This is a genomic window from Metabacillus halosaccharovorans, from assembly GCF_002019635.1.
GTDB classification, from domain to species: Bacteria; Bacillota; Bacilli; order Bacillales; family Bacillaceae; genus Metabacillus; species Metabacillus halosaccharovorans.
In genome coordinates, this window is the sequence record NZ_KV917371.1 from 505,816 (window position 1) to 522,370 (window position 16,555).

15 protein-coding genes and 1 pseudogene are annotated in these 16,555 nt (G+C 35.9%); all 16 read right to left on the reverse strand.

Annotation, left to right across the window (positions count from 1 at the left end):
- Window positions 1-122: 122 nt before the first annotated feature.
- The 16 genes and pseudogenes from BK577_RS25850 to BK577_RS02560 all read right to left on the reverse strand — a co-directional run bounded on the left by BK577_RS25850 (window position 123) and on the right by BK577_RS02560 (window position 16,315).
- Window positions 123-278, reverse strand: coding sequence for a hypothetical protein (locus tag BK577_RS25850; RefSeq protein ID WP_169908067.1), 156 nt, complete (start codon window positions 276-278; stop codon window positions 123-125).
- Between the two features lie 154 nt (window positions 279-432).
- Window positions 433-1,392 (reverse strand): tripartite tricarboxylate transporter substrate binding protein, encoded by a 960-nt coding sequence (locus BK577_RS02490; RefSeq protein WP_078431464.1) that lies wholly within the window; start codon window positions 1,390-1,392, stop codon window positions 433-435.
- A 17-nt stretch (window positions 1,393-1,409) separates the two neighbouring features.
- Window positions 1,410-2,090 (reverse strand): response regulator, encoded by a 681-nt coding sequence (locus tag BK577_RS02495; protein WP_078431465.1) that lies wholly within the window; start codon window positions 2,088-2,090, stop codon window positions 1,410-1,412.
- Entirely contained in the window at window positions 2,083-3,708 is a 1,626-nt protein-coding gene (locus BK577_RS02500) for an ATP-binding protein (RefSeq protein WP_078431466.1), read from the reverse strand. Before BK577_RS02500 ends, BK577_RS02495 begins: the two co-directional genes overlap by 8 nt.
- A gap of 89 nt (window positions 3,709-3,797) precedes the next feature.
- Window positions 3,798-5,108, reverse strand: a complete 1,311-nt coding sequence (locus BK577_RS02505; RefSeq protein WP_078431467.1) for a CitMHS family transporter — start codon at window positions 5,106-5,108, stop codon at window positions 3,798-3,800.
- Window positions 5,109-5,363: 255 nt separating this feature from the next.
- Complete coding sequence (locus BK577_RS02510; protein ID WP_078431468.1) at window positions 5,364-6,131, reverse strand: hypothetical protein; 768 nt, start codon at window positions 6,129-6,131, stop codon at window positions 5,364-5,366.
- A 22-nt stretch (window positions 6,132-6,153) separates the two neighbouring features.
- Complete coding sequence (locus BK577_RS02515; protein ID WP_078431469.1) at window positions 6,154-6,915, reverse strand: class I SAM-dependent methyltransferase; 762 nt, start codon at window positions 6,913-6,915, stop codon at window positions 6,154-6,156.
- 42 nt (window positions 6,916-6,957) lie between these two features.
- Window positions 6,958-8,451 (reverse strand): YcdB/YcdC domain-containing protein, encoded by a 1,494-nt coding sequence (locus tag BK577_RS02520; RefSeq protein WP_078431470.1) that lies wholly within the window; start codon window positions 8,449-8,451, stop codon window positions 6,958-6,960.
- A gap of 220 nt (window positions 8,452-8,671) precedes the next feature.
- The gene (locus tag BK577_RS02525) at window positions 8,672-9,850 is read right to left on the reverse strand and encodes an MFS transporter (protein ID WP_078431471.1); all 1,179 of its coding nucleotides are present in this window, start codon (window positions 9,848-9,850) and stop codon (window positions 8,672-8,674) included.
- A complete protein-coding gene (locus BK577_RS02530) occupies window positions 9,840-10,256 on the reverse strand; it encodes a MarR family winged helix-turn-helix transcriptional regulator (RefSeq protein ID WP_078431472.1) in 417 nt (138 codons plus the stop codon). Before BK577_RS02530 ends, BK577_RS02525 begins: the two co-directional genes overlap by 11 nt.
- A gap of 210 nt (window positions 10,257-10,466) precedes the next feature.
- A complete protein-coding gene (locus BK577_RS02535; protein ID WP_078431473.1) occupies window positions 10,467-10,721 on the reverse strand; it encodes a DUF4190 domain-containing protein in 255 nt (84 codons plus the stop codon).
- A gap of 17 nt (window positions 10,722-10,738) precedes the next feature.
- Window positions 10,739-11,169: pseudogene (locus BK577_RS02540) on the reverse strand (DUF4275 family protein).
- Between the two features lie 25 nt (window positions 11,170-11,194).
- Entirely contained in the window at window positions 11,195-12,358 is a 1,164-nt protein-coding gene (locus BK577_RS02545; protein WP_078431474.1) for an FtsW/RodA/SpoVE family cell cycle protein, read from the reverse strand.
- A 177-nt stretch (window positions 12,359-12,535) separates the two neighbouring features.
- On the reverse strand, window positions 12,536-13,429 hold the full coding sequence (locus BK577_RS02550) for a carbohydrate ABC transporter permease (RefSeq protein ID WP_078431475.1): 894 nt from the start codon (window positions 13,427-13,429) through the stop codon (window positions 12,536-12,538).
- Between the two features lie 14 nt (window positions 13,430-13,443).
- Complete coding sequence (locus BK577_RS02555; protein ID WP_078433437.1) at window positions 13,444-14,298, reverse strand: ABC transporter permease; 855 nt, start codon at window positions 14,296-14,298, stop codon at window positions 13,444-13,446.
- A gap of 334 nt (window positions 14,299-14,632) precedes the next feature.
- Complete coding sequence (locus BK577_RS02560) at window positions 14,633-16,315, reverse strand: extracellular solute-binding protein (protein WP_078431476.1); 1,683 nt, start codon at window positions 16,313-16,315, stop codon at window positions 14,633-14,635.
- Window positions 16,316-16,555: the final 240 nt, after the last annotated feature.

Genomic DNA, 16,555 nt, shown 5'->3' on the forward strand with positions numbered 1-16,555 from the left:
GAGCAAAAACAATTCTAATCTTTTTAACGTACAAAAAAGCCGACTCCAAGAGATAAGTCTCCCTTTGAATGAATGGAGGAGAATTGACAATCTCTTTAAAGAGTCAGCCTATGGCTCAATATTTAACTAGCTGCTTCTATAAACTGATCATTGAAATAGATAACATGTGAGAGAATTTTACTGCCTTGTATCTTTTTGATTGATTCTTTTGCTTCTTTCTCATCTTCAAATTCAAACATTTTAATACGATCATCAGCATAAACAGTTATAACCCACATTTACCATTTCTCCCTTATAAAAATCATTAAAAGTCTTCGAAGAAAGATAGTCCTCTGGAAACTTTCCTCCATATCATAAGTCCTTCTCATTCCAATGTAAATAATATAACTAATTATTTCATTTTGTTCATTTCGTTCATCAGAAGAATCTTACCTAGTGAACGCCCATAAGCTGCTCATACATCATACTTTGCTCCTCAAGATACTTATATGTTTCTTCACTATCTTTATAAAAGTCTTCCCACATAAAATGTTCCAACGTTTTTTTCCACGCTTCTGTTTTAACCATTTCCCCAAACACATGGTCCCAAAATTCAATTTCTTCTTTTGACATATTAGGGGGACCCATAATTCCCCTCCAGTGTTGAAAAACAATATCAATTCCTTCTTCTTTCCAAGTTGGGAGTTCGGGTAATTCCTTTAATCGTTTATCCGAGGAAATCACAAGCAGCTTTACTTGATCACGATCATAATATTTTTTCGCTTCGGAAATGGACATTGTCGCCACTTCTATTTCCTTGGATATGAGCGCCTTGACAACTTCGTCACTATTTTCATAGATTCGGAATTGTAAGTTTTTTGGTTGAATTCCATATTGTTTGCTAGCTAAAACAAAGGAGAGCTGGTCATCATTCCCCAGTCTTGGTGAAATCCCGATTTTATACTGTTCTGGAGCTTGTTTTATTTCAGATAATAATGTATTCGCACGATTAATACTGGAGTCCTTTGACACAATGACGACTTCCCATTCTTTTGCTAAAGTGGCAATAGGGGTAAAATCTTCAAACGTTAATTTGCTTTGACCTAATAAATGATTTGTAATAATTAAACTTGAATTCATTGCCAGTACATTTTCTTGTTGTTGATAGGTATATTTCCAACCTAACTCTCCTCCGGCACCAACTTTATTGATGACTTCTATATCATCTAATATGTTTTCCTGTAGAAGAATCTTCTTAATGGCTCTTGCCGTCACATCCCAGCCTCCACCTGTAGAACTGGGTGCAATGATTGTGACCTCTTTATCAAATTCACGTTTTACACCTTCTTCATTTGCACAACCGGTTAGGAGCAAGAAAATGAGTGTGGATACAAGCAACGGTTTTACTTTCATGTTAGTACCTCAACCATCTATTTTTTTAAATAGTATTTCCTTTCAGGTCTACCTACAATGCCATATTCATGCTTTGCGATACAAATATTAATAGAGACAAGATATTCCAGATATCTTCTTGCGGTTGTTCTAGAGGCACCCATCTTTTCTCCCATTTCCTCAATTGATATTCCTGAATCCAGAGTATGTAACACCTCTTTTACTTTTTGAAGTGTTAAACGGTCAACTCCGGATGGAAGGTCTTTTTGATTGAATGACAACTGATTTACTGAAGTACCAAAGTACTGATCTATAATAGATTGATCAACTTCTTCACGATTATGAAGCAGTTTTTTTCTCTTTATATAGCTTTCAATTGTTTCAATAAATTTTTCCATTGTAACCGGCTTTAACAAATAATGAAATACTCCTTGGCGAATTGATGTTTCAAGCATTGCCTTTTCGGTTGCTGCCGTTATCATAATAATATCAATTTCCGGGTAATTCTCCCGTATATGGGGTAATAAATCAGTACCAAGACGATCCGGCAAATAAATATCTAATAATATAAGATCAACTGTTTGTTTTTTTAACAAATTGATCGTATCCTCTGCATTCAACGCTTTGCCGACTACTTGAACGTCTGGTATTTTTTGTAGAAACCCTTCTTGTACTTGTGCAATACGAAAATCATCCTCTACAATTAACACCTTAATCATGTAGATTGTCTCCTTCTCTATTTTGTATCTTTTTTGGCAGAAACACAGTAAAAATTGCTCCACCATGTTTACGATTCGTTACTTCAATTGTTCCATTTAAAGCTTTCACAATTCGCATGACATTATATAGCCCAAAACCTCTATGACTGCCTTTTGTGGAGGACCCTATCTTGAACAATTCTTCAAACTGTTCCGAGGAAATGCCGGGACCATTATCTGTTACCTCAATAATGATTTCATTGCCAATGCCCATAATGGAGAATGTAACCATTTTCTCTTTTTGTGACATAACTGCTTCAAACGCATTGTCGATTAGATTTCCTATAATAGTTATACTATCTGTTATTTCAATATGATCTGGCAGAGGATCTACATAACTATCAACATCAATGATCAGCTCTATTTTCTTCTCTGATGCTTTTCCGAGCTTTCCTAACAAAATAGCCTGTACATTAGGATCTTGTATCTGATTGAATAAAATTTTGGTCTGGTATTGATGGACATAAGACTCCTTCTGAATAAAATCAAGGGCATCTTGATATCTTTCCAATTGCATAAGACCGGACAATAAATATAATTTATTTGAGTACTCATGAGTTTGGGCCCGTAATCCATCAGAATATTCCCGTACTTCTGAAAGAGTTTCAACCAATTTTTTCAGTTCTGTTTTATCTGTGAAGCTTGCTACAACACCAATGACCTGTCCGTTTTCTAAAATAGGAATGAAATTAAAAATAAACACTTTATCATTAATCGCAACCTCAGCATGATGAACGATTTCACCCGTCTCAAGACCTTGGTCAATTTGTAACGAAGGCAGGACTTCACTAATATGCTTGTGAATATAATTTGAATCATCTAAATTCAACATATTTTTTGCTGAATGATTAATCATTGTAATGAATCCCTGCCTGTTTATAGCAACAATACCTTCTTTTATTGAAAGTAAAATCGCATTTCTTTCTCTGTACAGAGAGGCAATTTCATGTGGTTCTAACCCTAATGTATCTTTTCGAATATTTTTTGTTAAATACACTCCACCAATGATTCCCAAACATAGCACAACCAGTGAGGCAAACAGTATGGTCTTTAGTTTTTGATATAAATTTTTATAAATATTTTCTTCTGGAAATTCAACAGCTACTGTTCCGATCACTGAATCATACTGTTCAAAACTTGCTATTATTGGTACTTTTCCAACAAGTACATCACCATTTTCACGAACGACCTCAAAGTTATAAGATCCACCAAAGGTAAGCACCTGTTCATTTGCATCATGATGAATTCCTGTACCGACCTCACTTGGATCAATATGAGAGTAGATGATCGTTTCACGATCTTCTACTATGATATTTGAGGCATGGATTTGATCCTTTACCTGTTCGGCAATCGGCCGAAATGTCTCCTCTAATTCATTTTCTTCAATCGCTTCATGAAGTTCAGGCATAAGTGCGATTGTTTTAGCCGTTTGCAGCACAAGCTGTTCCACCTGATTTCTGGAATCAACGAACAATACATAAGAAGAGATTCCGACTAATAAAAGGATGATCATGACGATTAACCCTGTAATTAATGTCAGTATTTTAAGTTGTAGGGGAATTTTTTTATACGTTCTCATCTTTCGCAACCTTTTTTTGATGTTGTCTAAAAGAGCAAAGGGTCAGACTCCATATTCTGAGCCAAACCCCTTTAGTGATTATTTATATATTATATGGAAATGACTCCAATTACTATAGATACAACTAACATGACAAGAGACGTACCGACTGTCCACTTTATCGTGAATTTTTGAAAGTCACCAAATTCGACCTTTGACATCCCTACAAGTAAATATGTTGAAGCAACTAACGGGCTTAATAAGTGGACCGGCTGGCCTAATAAAGAAGCTCTGGCAATCTCAACCGGATTGATTCCATAGGCTGTTGCTGCTTCAGCGATGATTGGAAGCATGCCAAAATAATAAGCATCATTGGACATAAAAAAGGTAAATGGCATACTTGTTAAAGCTGTGATAATTGGAAGATAAGAACCTAAAGCATCCGGTATTAATGCAACTAAACTATTTGCCATCGCATCAACCATTTCCGTACCTGACAGGATACCTGTAAATGCACCAGCTGCGAAAACAAGAGACACTACAGCTAAAACATTGCCGGCATGTGCTTTAATCCGTTCTTTTTGTTCATCTAAATTAGGATAGTTGATCACGATAGCAATCGCAAATCCGATCATAAATAAGGCAGGCAGTGGCATCACACCTAAAATAAGTCCGATTAGAAGGAGAACCGTCAAAGCAAAGTTTACCCAAATAAGCTTTGGCCGTTTTTCACTCTGTACCTCCAATGTTGCTGCATGTTGAGTAAATGGTGAGCTTTGGTGACCCGGCAGCTTATCCAATTCCAGGATACCTACTCTTTTTCTTTCTTTCATACCAAATAAATAGGCAACAAAAATAACCCACAGTGCCCCGCCAACCATCGCCGGGATCAAAGGTACAAACACATCAGACATATCAAGACTTAATGCGCTTACAGCCCTAGCCGTTGGACCACCCCATGGTGTTAGATTTGTTACTCCAACACCCATGATCGCAACACATGGAAGAATTAACGGATTCATTTTTAACCTCTGATAAAGAGGAAGCATTGCCGAAATAGTAATCATATAAGTAGTCGTCCCATCTCCATCAAGTGACACAACTAATGCAAGGACAGCCGTTCCAACGACGATTTTCATCGGGTCTCCTTTTACTGCCTTTAAGATGGCTCCTACAACAGGATCAAATAAACCTGCATCTATCATTATACCAAAATACAAAATAGCAAACATTAGCATCACGCCGGTAGGAGCTAACTGATTAATTCCATCAATTAACATAGGACCCAAATCAGCCCCAAACCCACCTATAATCGCAAACAATACAGGAATAATGATCAATGCAATTAATGCAGATAGCCTTCCTGTCATAATCAGAAACATAAATACAAACACCATGAGAAAACCTAATATCGCTAACATAATAGCCCCCTTTATTGAACGCGCTTACATAAGTAATTGTTTGAATAATTAAAATGTTATTTCAACTATAAATGAAGGGCTACCAAGCGTAAATATTACGTATTATTTAGACTTAAAAAACTATATGAATGTATTATTCTTTTTGAACATTTTGTTCACGGAGGTTCTACTGATCTATGAATACAGATACTAAAAAGCCTATAGGGGATCCTATAAGCTTTAATAAAATACTCAATTAACAATTTAGACCGTTATTTAAAGTTTACCTTGAATATCCGTATACCTGTTCAATGCATCAAACAAAAATCCCTTATGATACCCAGTCTTTTGATGAATTTTTTCTACCCACTCTTCAATCCCTATTAATTTAGGCTCTTCTACTATGCCTTCACTTGTACTTAAAAAGCTTTCCCAGTTGTAAAATTCCCAATGTGCTGTTTCAGATTTAAGGGGTATTCTGCATTCCAGCAATGGATTAGGGTGAATGAGGTTTTGACAATATTCAGCTGCCCCTAAAAAGTCATGTAAATCTATTGGCTCTGTTTGAAACATTTGTGATGAGACTTTGCCATTTGGTCGATGGTAATGGATCTGCAATTGATGATGTTTCTCTTGAACTTGTACCTTCGCAGCGGGAAAAAAGCCTTCCACTTTTTCATCAGTATAATCCGGACTATTTTTATCAATGAGGATAGGACACAGCCATTGATCACCTAAATCACAAAAATATCGGTTACCATGCTCATTGACAGCGATCACTGCCACATGTGCATGTTCGGAACTAAGATCATGACCAATTGGGTATGCTTCAACGCCATCCCTTTTAAATTCATCCAGTAGCCAAAGTGCCAAATCAAAGCAATTACCGGTTATGCCATATGCTTGTCGATGTTCCCTCATAAGAGATACTTCCCGTTGCTTCTTCGCGTATCCTTTGGCGTTATACCAAACTTTCGTTAATGTTTCCATCGGAAAATCATAAAACTTCTCCCAAGTTGAAAGTATGCTTTGTGTCGGATGCATATGATCACCTTCTATACCAATTTTATGTGGCTCTAGCTTTTAATACAAAACGATGTTGTTTCACATCAAAGAAACCGTTTGTTTGAATAGACTTGTGAATATCTAATAATCTCTTTTCATATGTTAATACTTCAAAATCCGGTATTTGCCAGGGTATCGCCTTTAAGTAATAAACAAGTGCTCCAACATCATAAAAACGCTGGATCGGGTACTCCTCTTTGCTAAACAACACTTCAAATCCACTGTTTTCAAGCTCTTGCTTTGCAGTCGTTACATTCCAGTTTTCAAACTCATGGTTGTAAGGTGCCTCTAATGCTTCGTTAATTCCCCAACAATCAGTTCCCCCAACCTGCTGTGTTAAAAATACCCCATTTACCTTCATCATTCTTCTGACCTCTTTAGGAGAATATGATTCATGTTTATTTAAAATCAAATCGAATTGATGGTTATCAAAGGGCAGATTGTGATCATCTTCAATAGCTGCCACCTTCACTCCTAAAGGCTCTAAACGTTTTTTTGCAATTTCTACATTAGGCTTATAACCTTCTGTTGCGAAAACGGCTTTAGGAAATGGTCTCAGCATAGATAAAAATTCTCCTCCACCAGTCCCCATATCCAGCATTGAGCTGGCAGAGCCGATTAGCTGCTTTGCCATACTTCCATAAGACCATGAAAGTATATCACTTCTCACACGGTCTGTATCTGTAATATATGAAAAATCCCATCCTGAAAAAGGCTTGCTTCCATCTTTTATTAAATGTAAAAATTGAAGATCTTTTTTCATCATTATCCCCTTATATTAGAATATGATAGTAGCAATCTGGTCCTACAAAAATGTTGCATCACCAACATCAACAAACATAGCTTCCCCTGTCATTGCATCAATGGCTCTTACGTGACCAACCGTTGCCGGGAATGACGGTGAATAGCTTAGCTTATAAATTGCTTTTTCATTTTCATCATAATCACGAGTAAAGACCAGCTCCATTTCAAGCTGATTTTTATAAATTCCCTTTGCTTCATCATATGAAATCTTTGGGCTTGTTAGAAGATGTGTGTATAACTCTGGAGCTGGAATATCCAAATCAAAGCTTGTGATTTTCCCGGTGAATTTACCTATGTCCAAGGTGGATACATGCTGATCGACCCTAATGCCCTGATGATAGAGATGGAAATAGAATGTGTAGGTTTGTTCATGTTCGATATATTCTTCCTCATCTAAATCTTCGTCTTCTATGTCAAAATCTTCTTCAAAATAATCGTCTAGATCAAATTCGTCTTCAGATTCATCATCCATTTCTTCATCTTCAAACTCCTCTTCATCATCGAATTCCTCAAGAACTTCTATATGAAATCTCTCATTCGCATCAGGAAATAGTTTAAACATGAAATCTATTGCGTGTTTCTTGGCATCCTCTAAGCAGATTTCTTCTCCATCATTTTCAAATTCTTCCCCACTGAAAACACCAAGTAGACTTTCTGTTTGTTCGTCAAATTTAAGCTTTACAACATGATTTTCAGGCTCATCCATCTCGAAAGATCCAGAATCAAGTAACTTGTTTTTTGTCCATACTTCTGTTTTCTTTCCTTCTTCTTTTAAACTATCTAAAAGTCTATATTCAGATGTGATTCCCACTAACTCATATACACTCTTATTCGGAGGATCCTGTAAAGGGATATTACACTCACCCTTATTCTCCTCACGAATACTAAATGGGTCAGACCCATCAACTGGTACATCTGTGATATGCTCAATTAAACTGTATGATAGATGGTATAGGGAATCACCATTTTTATACACTTCATGATCATAATGTTCAATGGTTAGGGCAAAGTCCAGCTGATTTATATATTGCTTTAATGCTTCTTCTTTTGTTATGACATGATCATCGTTTTGAATCTCGTACTCTTCCTCTGAATAGTGAAATTGGGTTACTTGTCCAGCTGATGATACGGAAACAACGAATCCCATACTATGCAAAAACAACCCGTAGGTTTCATCTCTTTTTTCATAGACGACCATGTATGGATTATCTAAATCCAGAATCGCTGAAAGCTCGTACTCTTTCTTTGTTGGATGAAAAGTTTTAAGAAACTTGTCAGCAATAGCTGCAATTTCATCCTTTACGACATCGCCTTGTGTTGTTTCATCAAAAAGAGAAAAACTCACAAGCTCACCATGTTCATTAACTGAATAAGATCCAATCTCTTCGTCAGTCTTTTCATCAATGATGTCAAAAGTCATTTCTTCATATTCTGATACTCTAGCAATAGCTTTAGAAGGTAAAAAAGGGATTAGTTGTTCAATTATGTTATTCATGGGCTTCTCCATTCACATAAAATTTTCCACTTCCTGTCATACGAATTTTACCTGTTAAAAGTTTCATTTAATTAGAAAAACACGACTTACCGCCAAGAATGGCGGAAGTCGATGTCCTTTCTTATACTATCATCCATAAAATTTATATACTTTATGATAGTACAAAAAAGATGACTGCTCATATTGAACAATCATCCATTGATTTCCTATTCTTATCTCATCAAATATATAATTTCGCTTTTCGTCCATGTAATACATAATATAGAGGAATACATACTAAAATAACCGGCAGCATCCATAAGAAAATGGTGCGATACCCGACAAAAGGAATGAATAACCCTAATAAATATGGTCCTAATCCCAGTCCAATATCATAAAAAATAAAGTATGTTGATGTCGCAAATCCGAAACGATGGGGCTCTGTTACTTTTACCGCAATCGTTTGTGCGATGGAATTGAAGTTACCAAACCCAAGTCCGATTAACGCAGCAGCAACTAACAGCATCCAACTGCTGCTGGCATCACTAAACATATACATACCAACAGCAAACAGCACGATACAAGGATAGACAATGATATTAGGCCCTTTTCGATCCATTAAACGTCCGGTAAAAGGACGTGTTAGAATCGTGGCAACAGCATATACAATGAAGAAAAAACTTGCCGCATCAACTAAATGAATTTCTTCTGCAAAGAAAGATAAAAACGACATAACTCCTGAATAAGCAAAGCCTATTAATAAGGCAATAAATGAAATTGGTATCGACTTTGGCTCCATAAATTTTGCAATAAATGATTCGTTTGTTTCTTTATGCTCACCAGTACGAAACATGGATGAATCTAATTTCATAAAAACTAATGCGAGAATCATAATAGCTGATAATAATACATTAAATCCAAAAATATACGTATTCCCATTCTGGAATTTCATTAAGAATATCCCGATAAACGGTCCAATTGCAGTTGCAAGAATAACACTTAAACTGTAATATCCAATCCCTTCCCCTTTTCTGGAGGCAGGGAGGATCGAGGCAATAATCGTTCCTGCGGCCGTTCCTATTATTCCAACAAAAATCCCCTGGATAAAACGGTTAAATAATAAAAATCCAATATTGATTTCAATAAAGTACAAACATGCACTAATGAAAAATAATAAAACACCCATCGTCAATATTTTTGATGGACCTAATTTGCCGATGAATCGCCCTGTAACGAGCCTTCCAACCAATGCTCCAATTACATAAATACTTGAAACCAGACCGGCAATACTTGTTGATACATGATAGGTTTCGATTGCATAGCTGGCAATTGTTACGATTAATAAGTAAAACATTAAAATCGATAAAAAATTAATTAATGAGATCACAATAAAATTTCTTGACCATATCTTATCCTTCATATTTCTTTAATCGCTCCTCCAACACCATTACCTGTTCTGTCCATTCTTTGATCATTTCATCCAGGAACGGCTCTGTGACGAATGATTGAAGCTGCATCACTTTGTCTGATACTTTTTGGCATAGAATATGTCCTTCGTCAGATAGTGATAAGTACTTTTGTCGTTTATCTTCACCACTTGTGAATTCTAGGAAACCTTGTTCGTTTAACTTACGGACTAATGAAGAAACAGTTGGTTTTTCAACTGACCATTCTTTGACAATATCCATACTAGTACAGCCTTCATTTTTATAGACGTGCTGCAACACAAGCCATTGTACGGCTGTAATGCCATTTGCTGAACAAATCTCTTGAAGACGAAGTACATACAACTTATTAAAACGGTAGATGATTGAAAATAAGTTCATGCTTACCTCCTTGGTAGTTAGTATCCCTAACTAACTATATAATAACATATCTTTTTTGTAAAGTTTTTAGCTTGATATGCAGATTTTATAAACTTTATTTGACGTAAGGAAAAGGTCCGTTCCATTGCGCTAACATTTCAAAACTGGTTTCTAGTGCACAAAAAAGACATCTTCTCATCATTAATGAAAATGCCTTTAAGGTATACTGATTTACATAAACATTGCTGACAAGCCCAGAAACACTAAAAATAAAATGATTAGCTGAAGAACAATCCCAACTATACTGCAAATTCTCCCTGCTACAGCAAGCCCGTATCCATTTTGATGGTGAGCTCTTATTTCAGACAAAGCCTTTGATGATAGAATGACACCAATAATACCTAATATAAAACCTATATATGGTATAACAATTGCTAGTATTCCTAAAGTTAAGGCTGCTATTGATTTACTATTTACCTGCTCCATAAATGACCACCTATTCTCTATTCTTTCCTTGCAAAATAAGGACCACACCAGCCCTTTTCATGGGTTACAACAAAGGTCCATGTAAACTCTTTGTCTACTATGTATACATCTTCTTCCTCAATTAAATCTATTGCTTTTATAGCTGAGGCATTTTTAATTAAGAGAGCATGGTCGTAGTGTTGATAAAACAGGTAACAGAATTTTTTGGGTTCCATATTAAAAGCTTTCTCCGCTTTTTCCTTCTCTAAGCATTTCTTTTTCTCATAACTAAAAATATGCCAGAGGTAACCACATAATCCACCATCATCGTAGAGAAAGATTGATTCTTTCTCCTGATGAGTAAGATGTGCTAAAATTCCTCATCCCAACGATTTCGTAAATAGGCACCCCAAGCAGGGATTTCTTTTGCTTGTATCTTTTTGTTTTTTAAAATCTCGACTATATCCATAACTTCCTCCTACATACCTGAAAGACTAATCATCATTTGAAAACAAGTAATCTTTTTTCTTCAAAGAAATATTTAAAACCAATCCTAATGCTATCATGCATGACATGACCGAGCTTCCTCCATAACTAAGTAGGAGTAAAGGAATACCCGTAATGGGCAAGAGTCCTGATACCATCCCAATATTCTGGAAAACATGAAATGTAAATAACGTTGCAACCCCAATACAAATCAATGTATTAAATAGATCTCCTCTTGAATAAATTGCTATTACTATTAATCTATATACAAGCAAAAAATAAAGGGCAATAACAATACTTGCTCCAAAAAAACCAAATTCCTCAGACAAAATCGTAAAAATGAAATCTGAATGGGCTTCTGGTATATAGACCTCACTATTCAAATACCCTTTTCCATCTAACATACCTGAACCAATCGCTAATAACGATTGTTTTAATTGATATCCAATATCTTGTGAGTTTTCAAACGGATCAAGCCATGAGTATATTCTGTTTAACTGATATTCTCCAAAGAAGTTCAATAGAAACTCCGGATAAAATATAAATAAAACAACAAGTAAACCAATCCCAGTTATGGCGATTCCTATAAATGCCATTATTATTCGCCAATTCATATCAGAAGCAAAAACAATACCTGAAGTAATGACAAGCATCACAAGTGATGAGCCAAAATCATTTTGCTTCAACACTAATAAGATTGGTATTAAGGCAACAAACGCAATTTTTAAAAGAAGGAAAAAATCTTGCTTAATATGATGGTTTGGGGCATTTTCATCGTGTTTTTTTATAACATGCGAAAGCATTAGTATTAAAAATATTTTCATATATTCCGAAGGCTGTATAGAACCTATTCCAGGTACAATATACCACGACTTTGCTCCATTGCGATAAGGTGCAATTGATTCCGGCGCAATGAGAATTCCGAGCAGCAAAACCACTCCTAATCCATAAAGATAAGGGGTGATCTTTTGAATTTGTTCACTATCAAAAAGAAAGATAAACATAGCGATTACCGTACCTAGAACAAACCAAATCAACTGTTTCATCATGAAATCTTCACTGTATTGAGCGTATTTTTCTGCACTTGAAATGGCCACACAGCTACAAATCATAATAAGGAAAATGAAAAATACAAGTGTATAATCGAAATAATTTCTATCTTTTGTAAACATAACATCACCATTATTCTTTTTGACTAAATTCTTACATAACCTTACAAATTTTAACATAACTCTTATTATTTTTGTTCAATATTTTAAAACTGATAGAAAAAAGCACCTACAAATTTTTGTAGATGCTTTTCATAATTAGTTAGTAGCTTTTTCACCGTTAGTCGATGTTACAGACCTTTATTCTTTTACAGAACCAACAACAATACCTGTAATAAAATATTTCTGTAAAATTGGATAGATGAGTAATAATGGAATAGTGGAAATAACAATTTTTGCAGCATTTAAATTTCTATTTGAAACTTCCATTACATTCTCCAATTGACTTGAGTTTGCACCTGCTTTTAACATATCTTGAATATCAATTGATAATGCTTGAATATATGTCATTAACGGGTAATTGCTCACCTTTGTCATATAAATCAATCCTGAGAAAAAGTCATTCCAGTTTCCAACAATACTAAATAATGCAACGGTTGCTAGTGCTGGTAGAGAGACAGGAATATACACCTTTATCAACACTTGCCACGGGTTTGCGCCATCCATAATCGCTGCTTCTTCTAACGATTTTGGTACACCTATAAAGAAGTTCATGACCAAAATAATGCTAAAGATCTGGACTGCACCAGGTAATACCAAGGACCATATAGTATTAAGGAGATCTAAGTTTTTCACTATTAAATAAGTAGGAATCATCCCCCCATTAAACAACATGGCAAAAATAATAAGATTCATATAGATATTTCTGCCTCTAAAATGTCTTTTAGACTTAGAAAGCGGGTATGCCATCAAGACAATTAAGATCATATTAATAATGAGCGAAAGAACCACTCGTTGAATCGAGATAGAAAATGAGCGCCAAAATTGGCTATCCTCCATGATCATTGTATAGGCTTTTGTTGTAAAATTGATAGGTGTTAAACCTACAGCATTTGCGGCAACAGCCTCACTACTACTAAAAGAAATAGCAACAATATTCCATAATGGCAGGAGACAGATTAGTCCTAAAAATAGGACGATTGTATAGATGATCACTTTTCCTAAACGCCCTGAAAAAGTCTTATTCTGTACCACAATCCTCTACCTCCTTAAAATAACTTTCGATCTGTGTATTTTTTAGCAGCATTGTTTGCTGATAAGATTAAAATTAATCCTATTAATGACTTAAATAAGCCTACTGCTGTACCAAAGCTATATTCACGGCCGAGTAGTCCAATTCTGTATACATAAGTATCCAGAATGTCTCCTGTTTCATAAACCATAGGTGAATAAAGATTGTAAATTTGGTCAAAACCGGCATTCAATATATTAGGAAGACTGAGAATAGCTAATAAAAGAATGATAGGCAGCATACCTGGAAGTGTTATGTGCCAAACCCGCTTCCACCAACTGGCTCCATCCATACTTGCTGCTTCATGAAGCCCGGGGTCTATTGCTGTTATTGCAGCTAAATAGACAATGGAATTAAATCCAAATTCCTTCCAAACATCTGTCCCAATGATTAACGGTTGAAATAGCTTATTACTTCCAAGAAAGTTGAGCTTTTCAAAACCCAGAAAAGTTAAAATTTGATTTACCGTTCCGTCAAGGTTAAACATATTTACCACAACAGATGCCAATACAACCCATGATAGAAAATGAGGTAAATAGACAACGGTTTGAATTGATTTTTTTAACAGCTTAACCCTGACTTCATTTAATAAAATGGAAAATACAATTGCCATTACAGTTCCTATGATGATTTTCCCAAGTGCGATGACAAGTGTGTTTGAGAATATTTGACCGATATCAGGTAATGAAAACATATACGTAAAATGATCAAATCCAACAAATTCAGACCCTAGCATTCCCTTTGCTGGAATATAATCTTGAAAGGCCATGATGATCCCAAACATTGGGATATAACTAAATATGAATAAAAAGATCATCCCGGGCAACAGCATAAGATGATACGAAGCTTCTATTTTAGTCAATCTTCTTCTTTTTTTCTTTTGATAGATGGACTCTAAATTTGTATTTGCATGCTCTATCTGTTTCATGACATATTCTCCCTCCTTATAGAATAAGGACTGCCAGGCAGCCCTTACAGGTTGTAGACCAAGTATAATTACTAGCCCCCAGATTGATTGAAAACGCTTGTCTTTCGAGGCACGAAGCCTTGTGAGGAGCGGAGTTACCGGGGTTGGTAATGAGCACCGCAGCAAGGTGAGTAACAAAGAAAGCAAGCGTTTGCCAACAGTCTGTAAGGACTGCCAAGCAGCCCTTATTTAGGATTCCTTACTCCTCTTCAGCAAGGACCTCTTCTATTTCAGCAATGATCTCATCTCCACCTTGACTTTTCCAATTGGATACAAAGGTATCAAAATAATCAAGAGGCTCTGCACCTGTGACAATTTTAATGAAGTCTTCTTCTTCTAGTTTCAGAAGGTTCGCTCCTTTTTTCTCTAATGTCTCCGTATTTCCGTAGTACACCGGAGTTACCCAATTGAATTTATCCTCTTTTGTCAGTTTATCGATCATGCCCATCCCTTTTACTCGAGAATGATATTTTGACCAATCCGCTGTATCAGCTTCTGCAGGATTTTCTGTATATTTCATAATACTTGTCGCTGCATCCCTTGCCTCAGATGATGCGATTTCTTCCATCTCAATTTCACCATTAACTGCACCCATTATATTTGAATAATCGAATAATAAATTATCAGATTTTAACACTTCAATATTAAACGGTCTTGTTGAACCATCAACACCCAGTTCTTTGTATTCTGCAACCTCTGGATAATCAGTTGCTAAATCTTTCGAATTTGCAAGCTCATCATAGAAAAGATTCAATATCTCTATGGCTAATTCAGAATGTTCATAGTCTTTTCTGACAACGATAAATGCGCCAGTTGGGTTCGTATGAGCAACATTTACTTTTCCATTTTCATCTTCTAATGTATAAGCTTCGAAATTTGCATTCTTATCCATTTCTCTTACAGTTGATAATCCCCAGTCAGGAATATGCCATGGACCAGTTACAATACCTGTTTGTCCGTTTGTTACAAGAGCCATAATGTCATCCCATGTTCTTGTTCCAAACTGTGGATCAAGGATTCCTTCTTTATACCACTCAGACAAGACACCTAGTGCCTGCTTTGTCCCCTCTGTTATGGAGCCATTCGTGATATTTCCATTTTCATCTTCCAGCCAAAATCTAGGATACGCATTAAATATTCCGGCAATAGATGTCATATTAAGCGCAGAGCCTCCGTAGCTTTCGGAATTTAACCAGTAAGCCATTGGAATTCCGATAGGATTGCCCGTTCCTCCAGGATCTTTTTCAATAAATGCCTTTGCCGTTTTTTCTAGTTCATCTAATGTAATGAGACGGTCACCATCAGCATCAATTTCCAGTCCCAGCTTTTCTGTCCAGTCTTTACGAATCCAAATCATATTAGGAGCTTCATCCCCAATTGTCGCCGGAAGCGCCATTAGCCGCCCGTCAAATGATGCATCTTCTAAACTTCTTCCATCATATGAATTGTATATATCTTTAATGTAATCGCTTGCATTTTCATCATATACATCCGATAAATCTGCTATTAAGTCATTCTCAACTAATTCTTTCAATTCTTCTCTTGAATCAACCCGCATCATATCCGGTAGTTCTCCAGAAGAAATAGCAAGTGCAACCTGTCTTGTATAATCTTCTCCTTCACCTTCAAATGCATTTACTATTTTTGCACCTAATTTCTCTTCTACTAGACGAGTATAGGCATTATCCTCATACGTATCACCTTCAGGTAATTTTGGATTTGCTGACGTTACACGTCCCATTTTTATGACTTTTTCTCCATTCTCTGACGCAGTATCTGCTGCATTTGATGGTTCTTTCTCTACACATGCCACTAAAGAAACTGTCATAACAGATACTATGGATAGCATGGTAATCCGTTTAAATACTGAGTTACGCTTCATTGTTCTCCCCCTCGTATTTCCCTTTTTGTAAGCCATGTCTTTGGCACACTTTTAGTGTAATGGTTTTAGCTTTCTTCAAAAATATTAAATAAACCGTTTTCATGTACATTTTTCCGGAACATTTTTCACTAATTGTCCTCCAAAAAAACTCAATGATATAATGAACAAAAGCGCTGGAGCTGGATGTCAACGCGCTTATCCACAGTACAAGAGTTTTATAATTTCCTATACTTGAACAAA

Bases quoted from the DNA above. Each gene is read 5' to 3' on its own strand.
- BK577_RS02535 (WP_078431473.1), bottom strand. From the start codon at position 10,721: ATGGAGCAGGTAAATAGTAAATCAATAGCAGCCTTAACTTTAGGAATA.
- BK577_RS02555 (WP_078433437.1), bottom strand. From the start codon at position 14,298: ATGCTGTTGCCCGGGATGATCTTTTTATTCATATTTAGTTATATCCCA.
- BK577_RS02495 (WP_078431465.1), bottom strand. From the start codon at position 2,090: ATGATTAAGGTGTTAATTGTAGAGGATGATTTTCGTATTGCACAAGTA.
- BK577_RS02515 (WP_078431469.1), bottom strand. From the start codon at position 6,915: ATGAAAAAAGATCTTCAATTTTTACATTTAATAAAAGATGGAAGCAAG.
- BK577_RS02510 (WP_078431468.1), bottom strand. From the start codon at position 6,131: ATGCATCCGACACAAAGCATACTTTCAACTTGGGAGAAGTTTTATGAT.
- BK577_RS02545 (WP_078431474.1), bottom strand. From the start codon at position 12,358: ATGTTTACAAAAGATAGAAATTATTTCGATTATACACTTGTATTTTTC.
- BK577_RS02560 (WP_078431476.1), bottom strand. From the start codon at position 16,315: ATGAAGCGTAACTCAGTATTTAAACGGATTACCATGCTATCCATAGTA.
- BK577_RS02505 (WP_078431467.1), bottom strand. From the start codon at position 5,108: ATGTTAGCGATATTAGGTTTTCTCATGGTGTTTGTATTTATGTTTCTG.
- BK577_RS25850 (WP_169908067.1), bottom strand. From the start codon at position 278: ATGTGGGTTATAACTGTTTATGCTGATGATCGTATTAAAATGTTTGAA.
- BK577_RS02520 (WP_078431470.1), bottom strand. From the start codon at position 8,451: ATGAATAACATAATTGAACAACTAATCCCTTTTTTACCTTCTAAAGCT.
- BK577_RS02490 (WP_078431464.1), bottom strand. From the start codon at position 1,392: ATGAAAGTAAAACCGTTGCTTGTATCCACACTCATTTTCTTGCTCCTA.
- BK577_RS02500 (WP_078431466.1), bottom strand. From the start codon at position 3,708: ATGAGAACGTATAAAAAAATTCCCCTACAACTTAAAATACTGACATTA.
- BK577_RS02525 (WP_078431471.1), bottom strand. From the start codon at position 9,850: ATGAAGGATAAGATATGGTCAAGAAATTTTATTGTGATCTCATTAATT.
- BK577_RS02530 (WP_078431472.1), bottom strand. From the start codon at position 10,256: ATGAACTTATTTTCAATCATCTACCGTTTTAATAAGTTGTATGTACTT.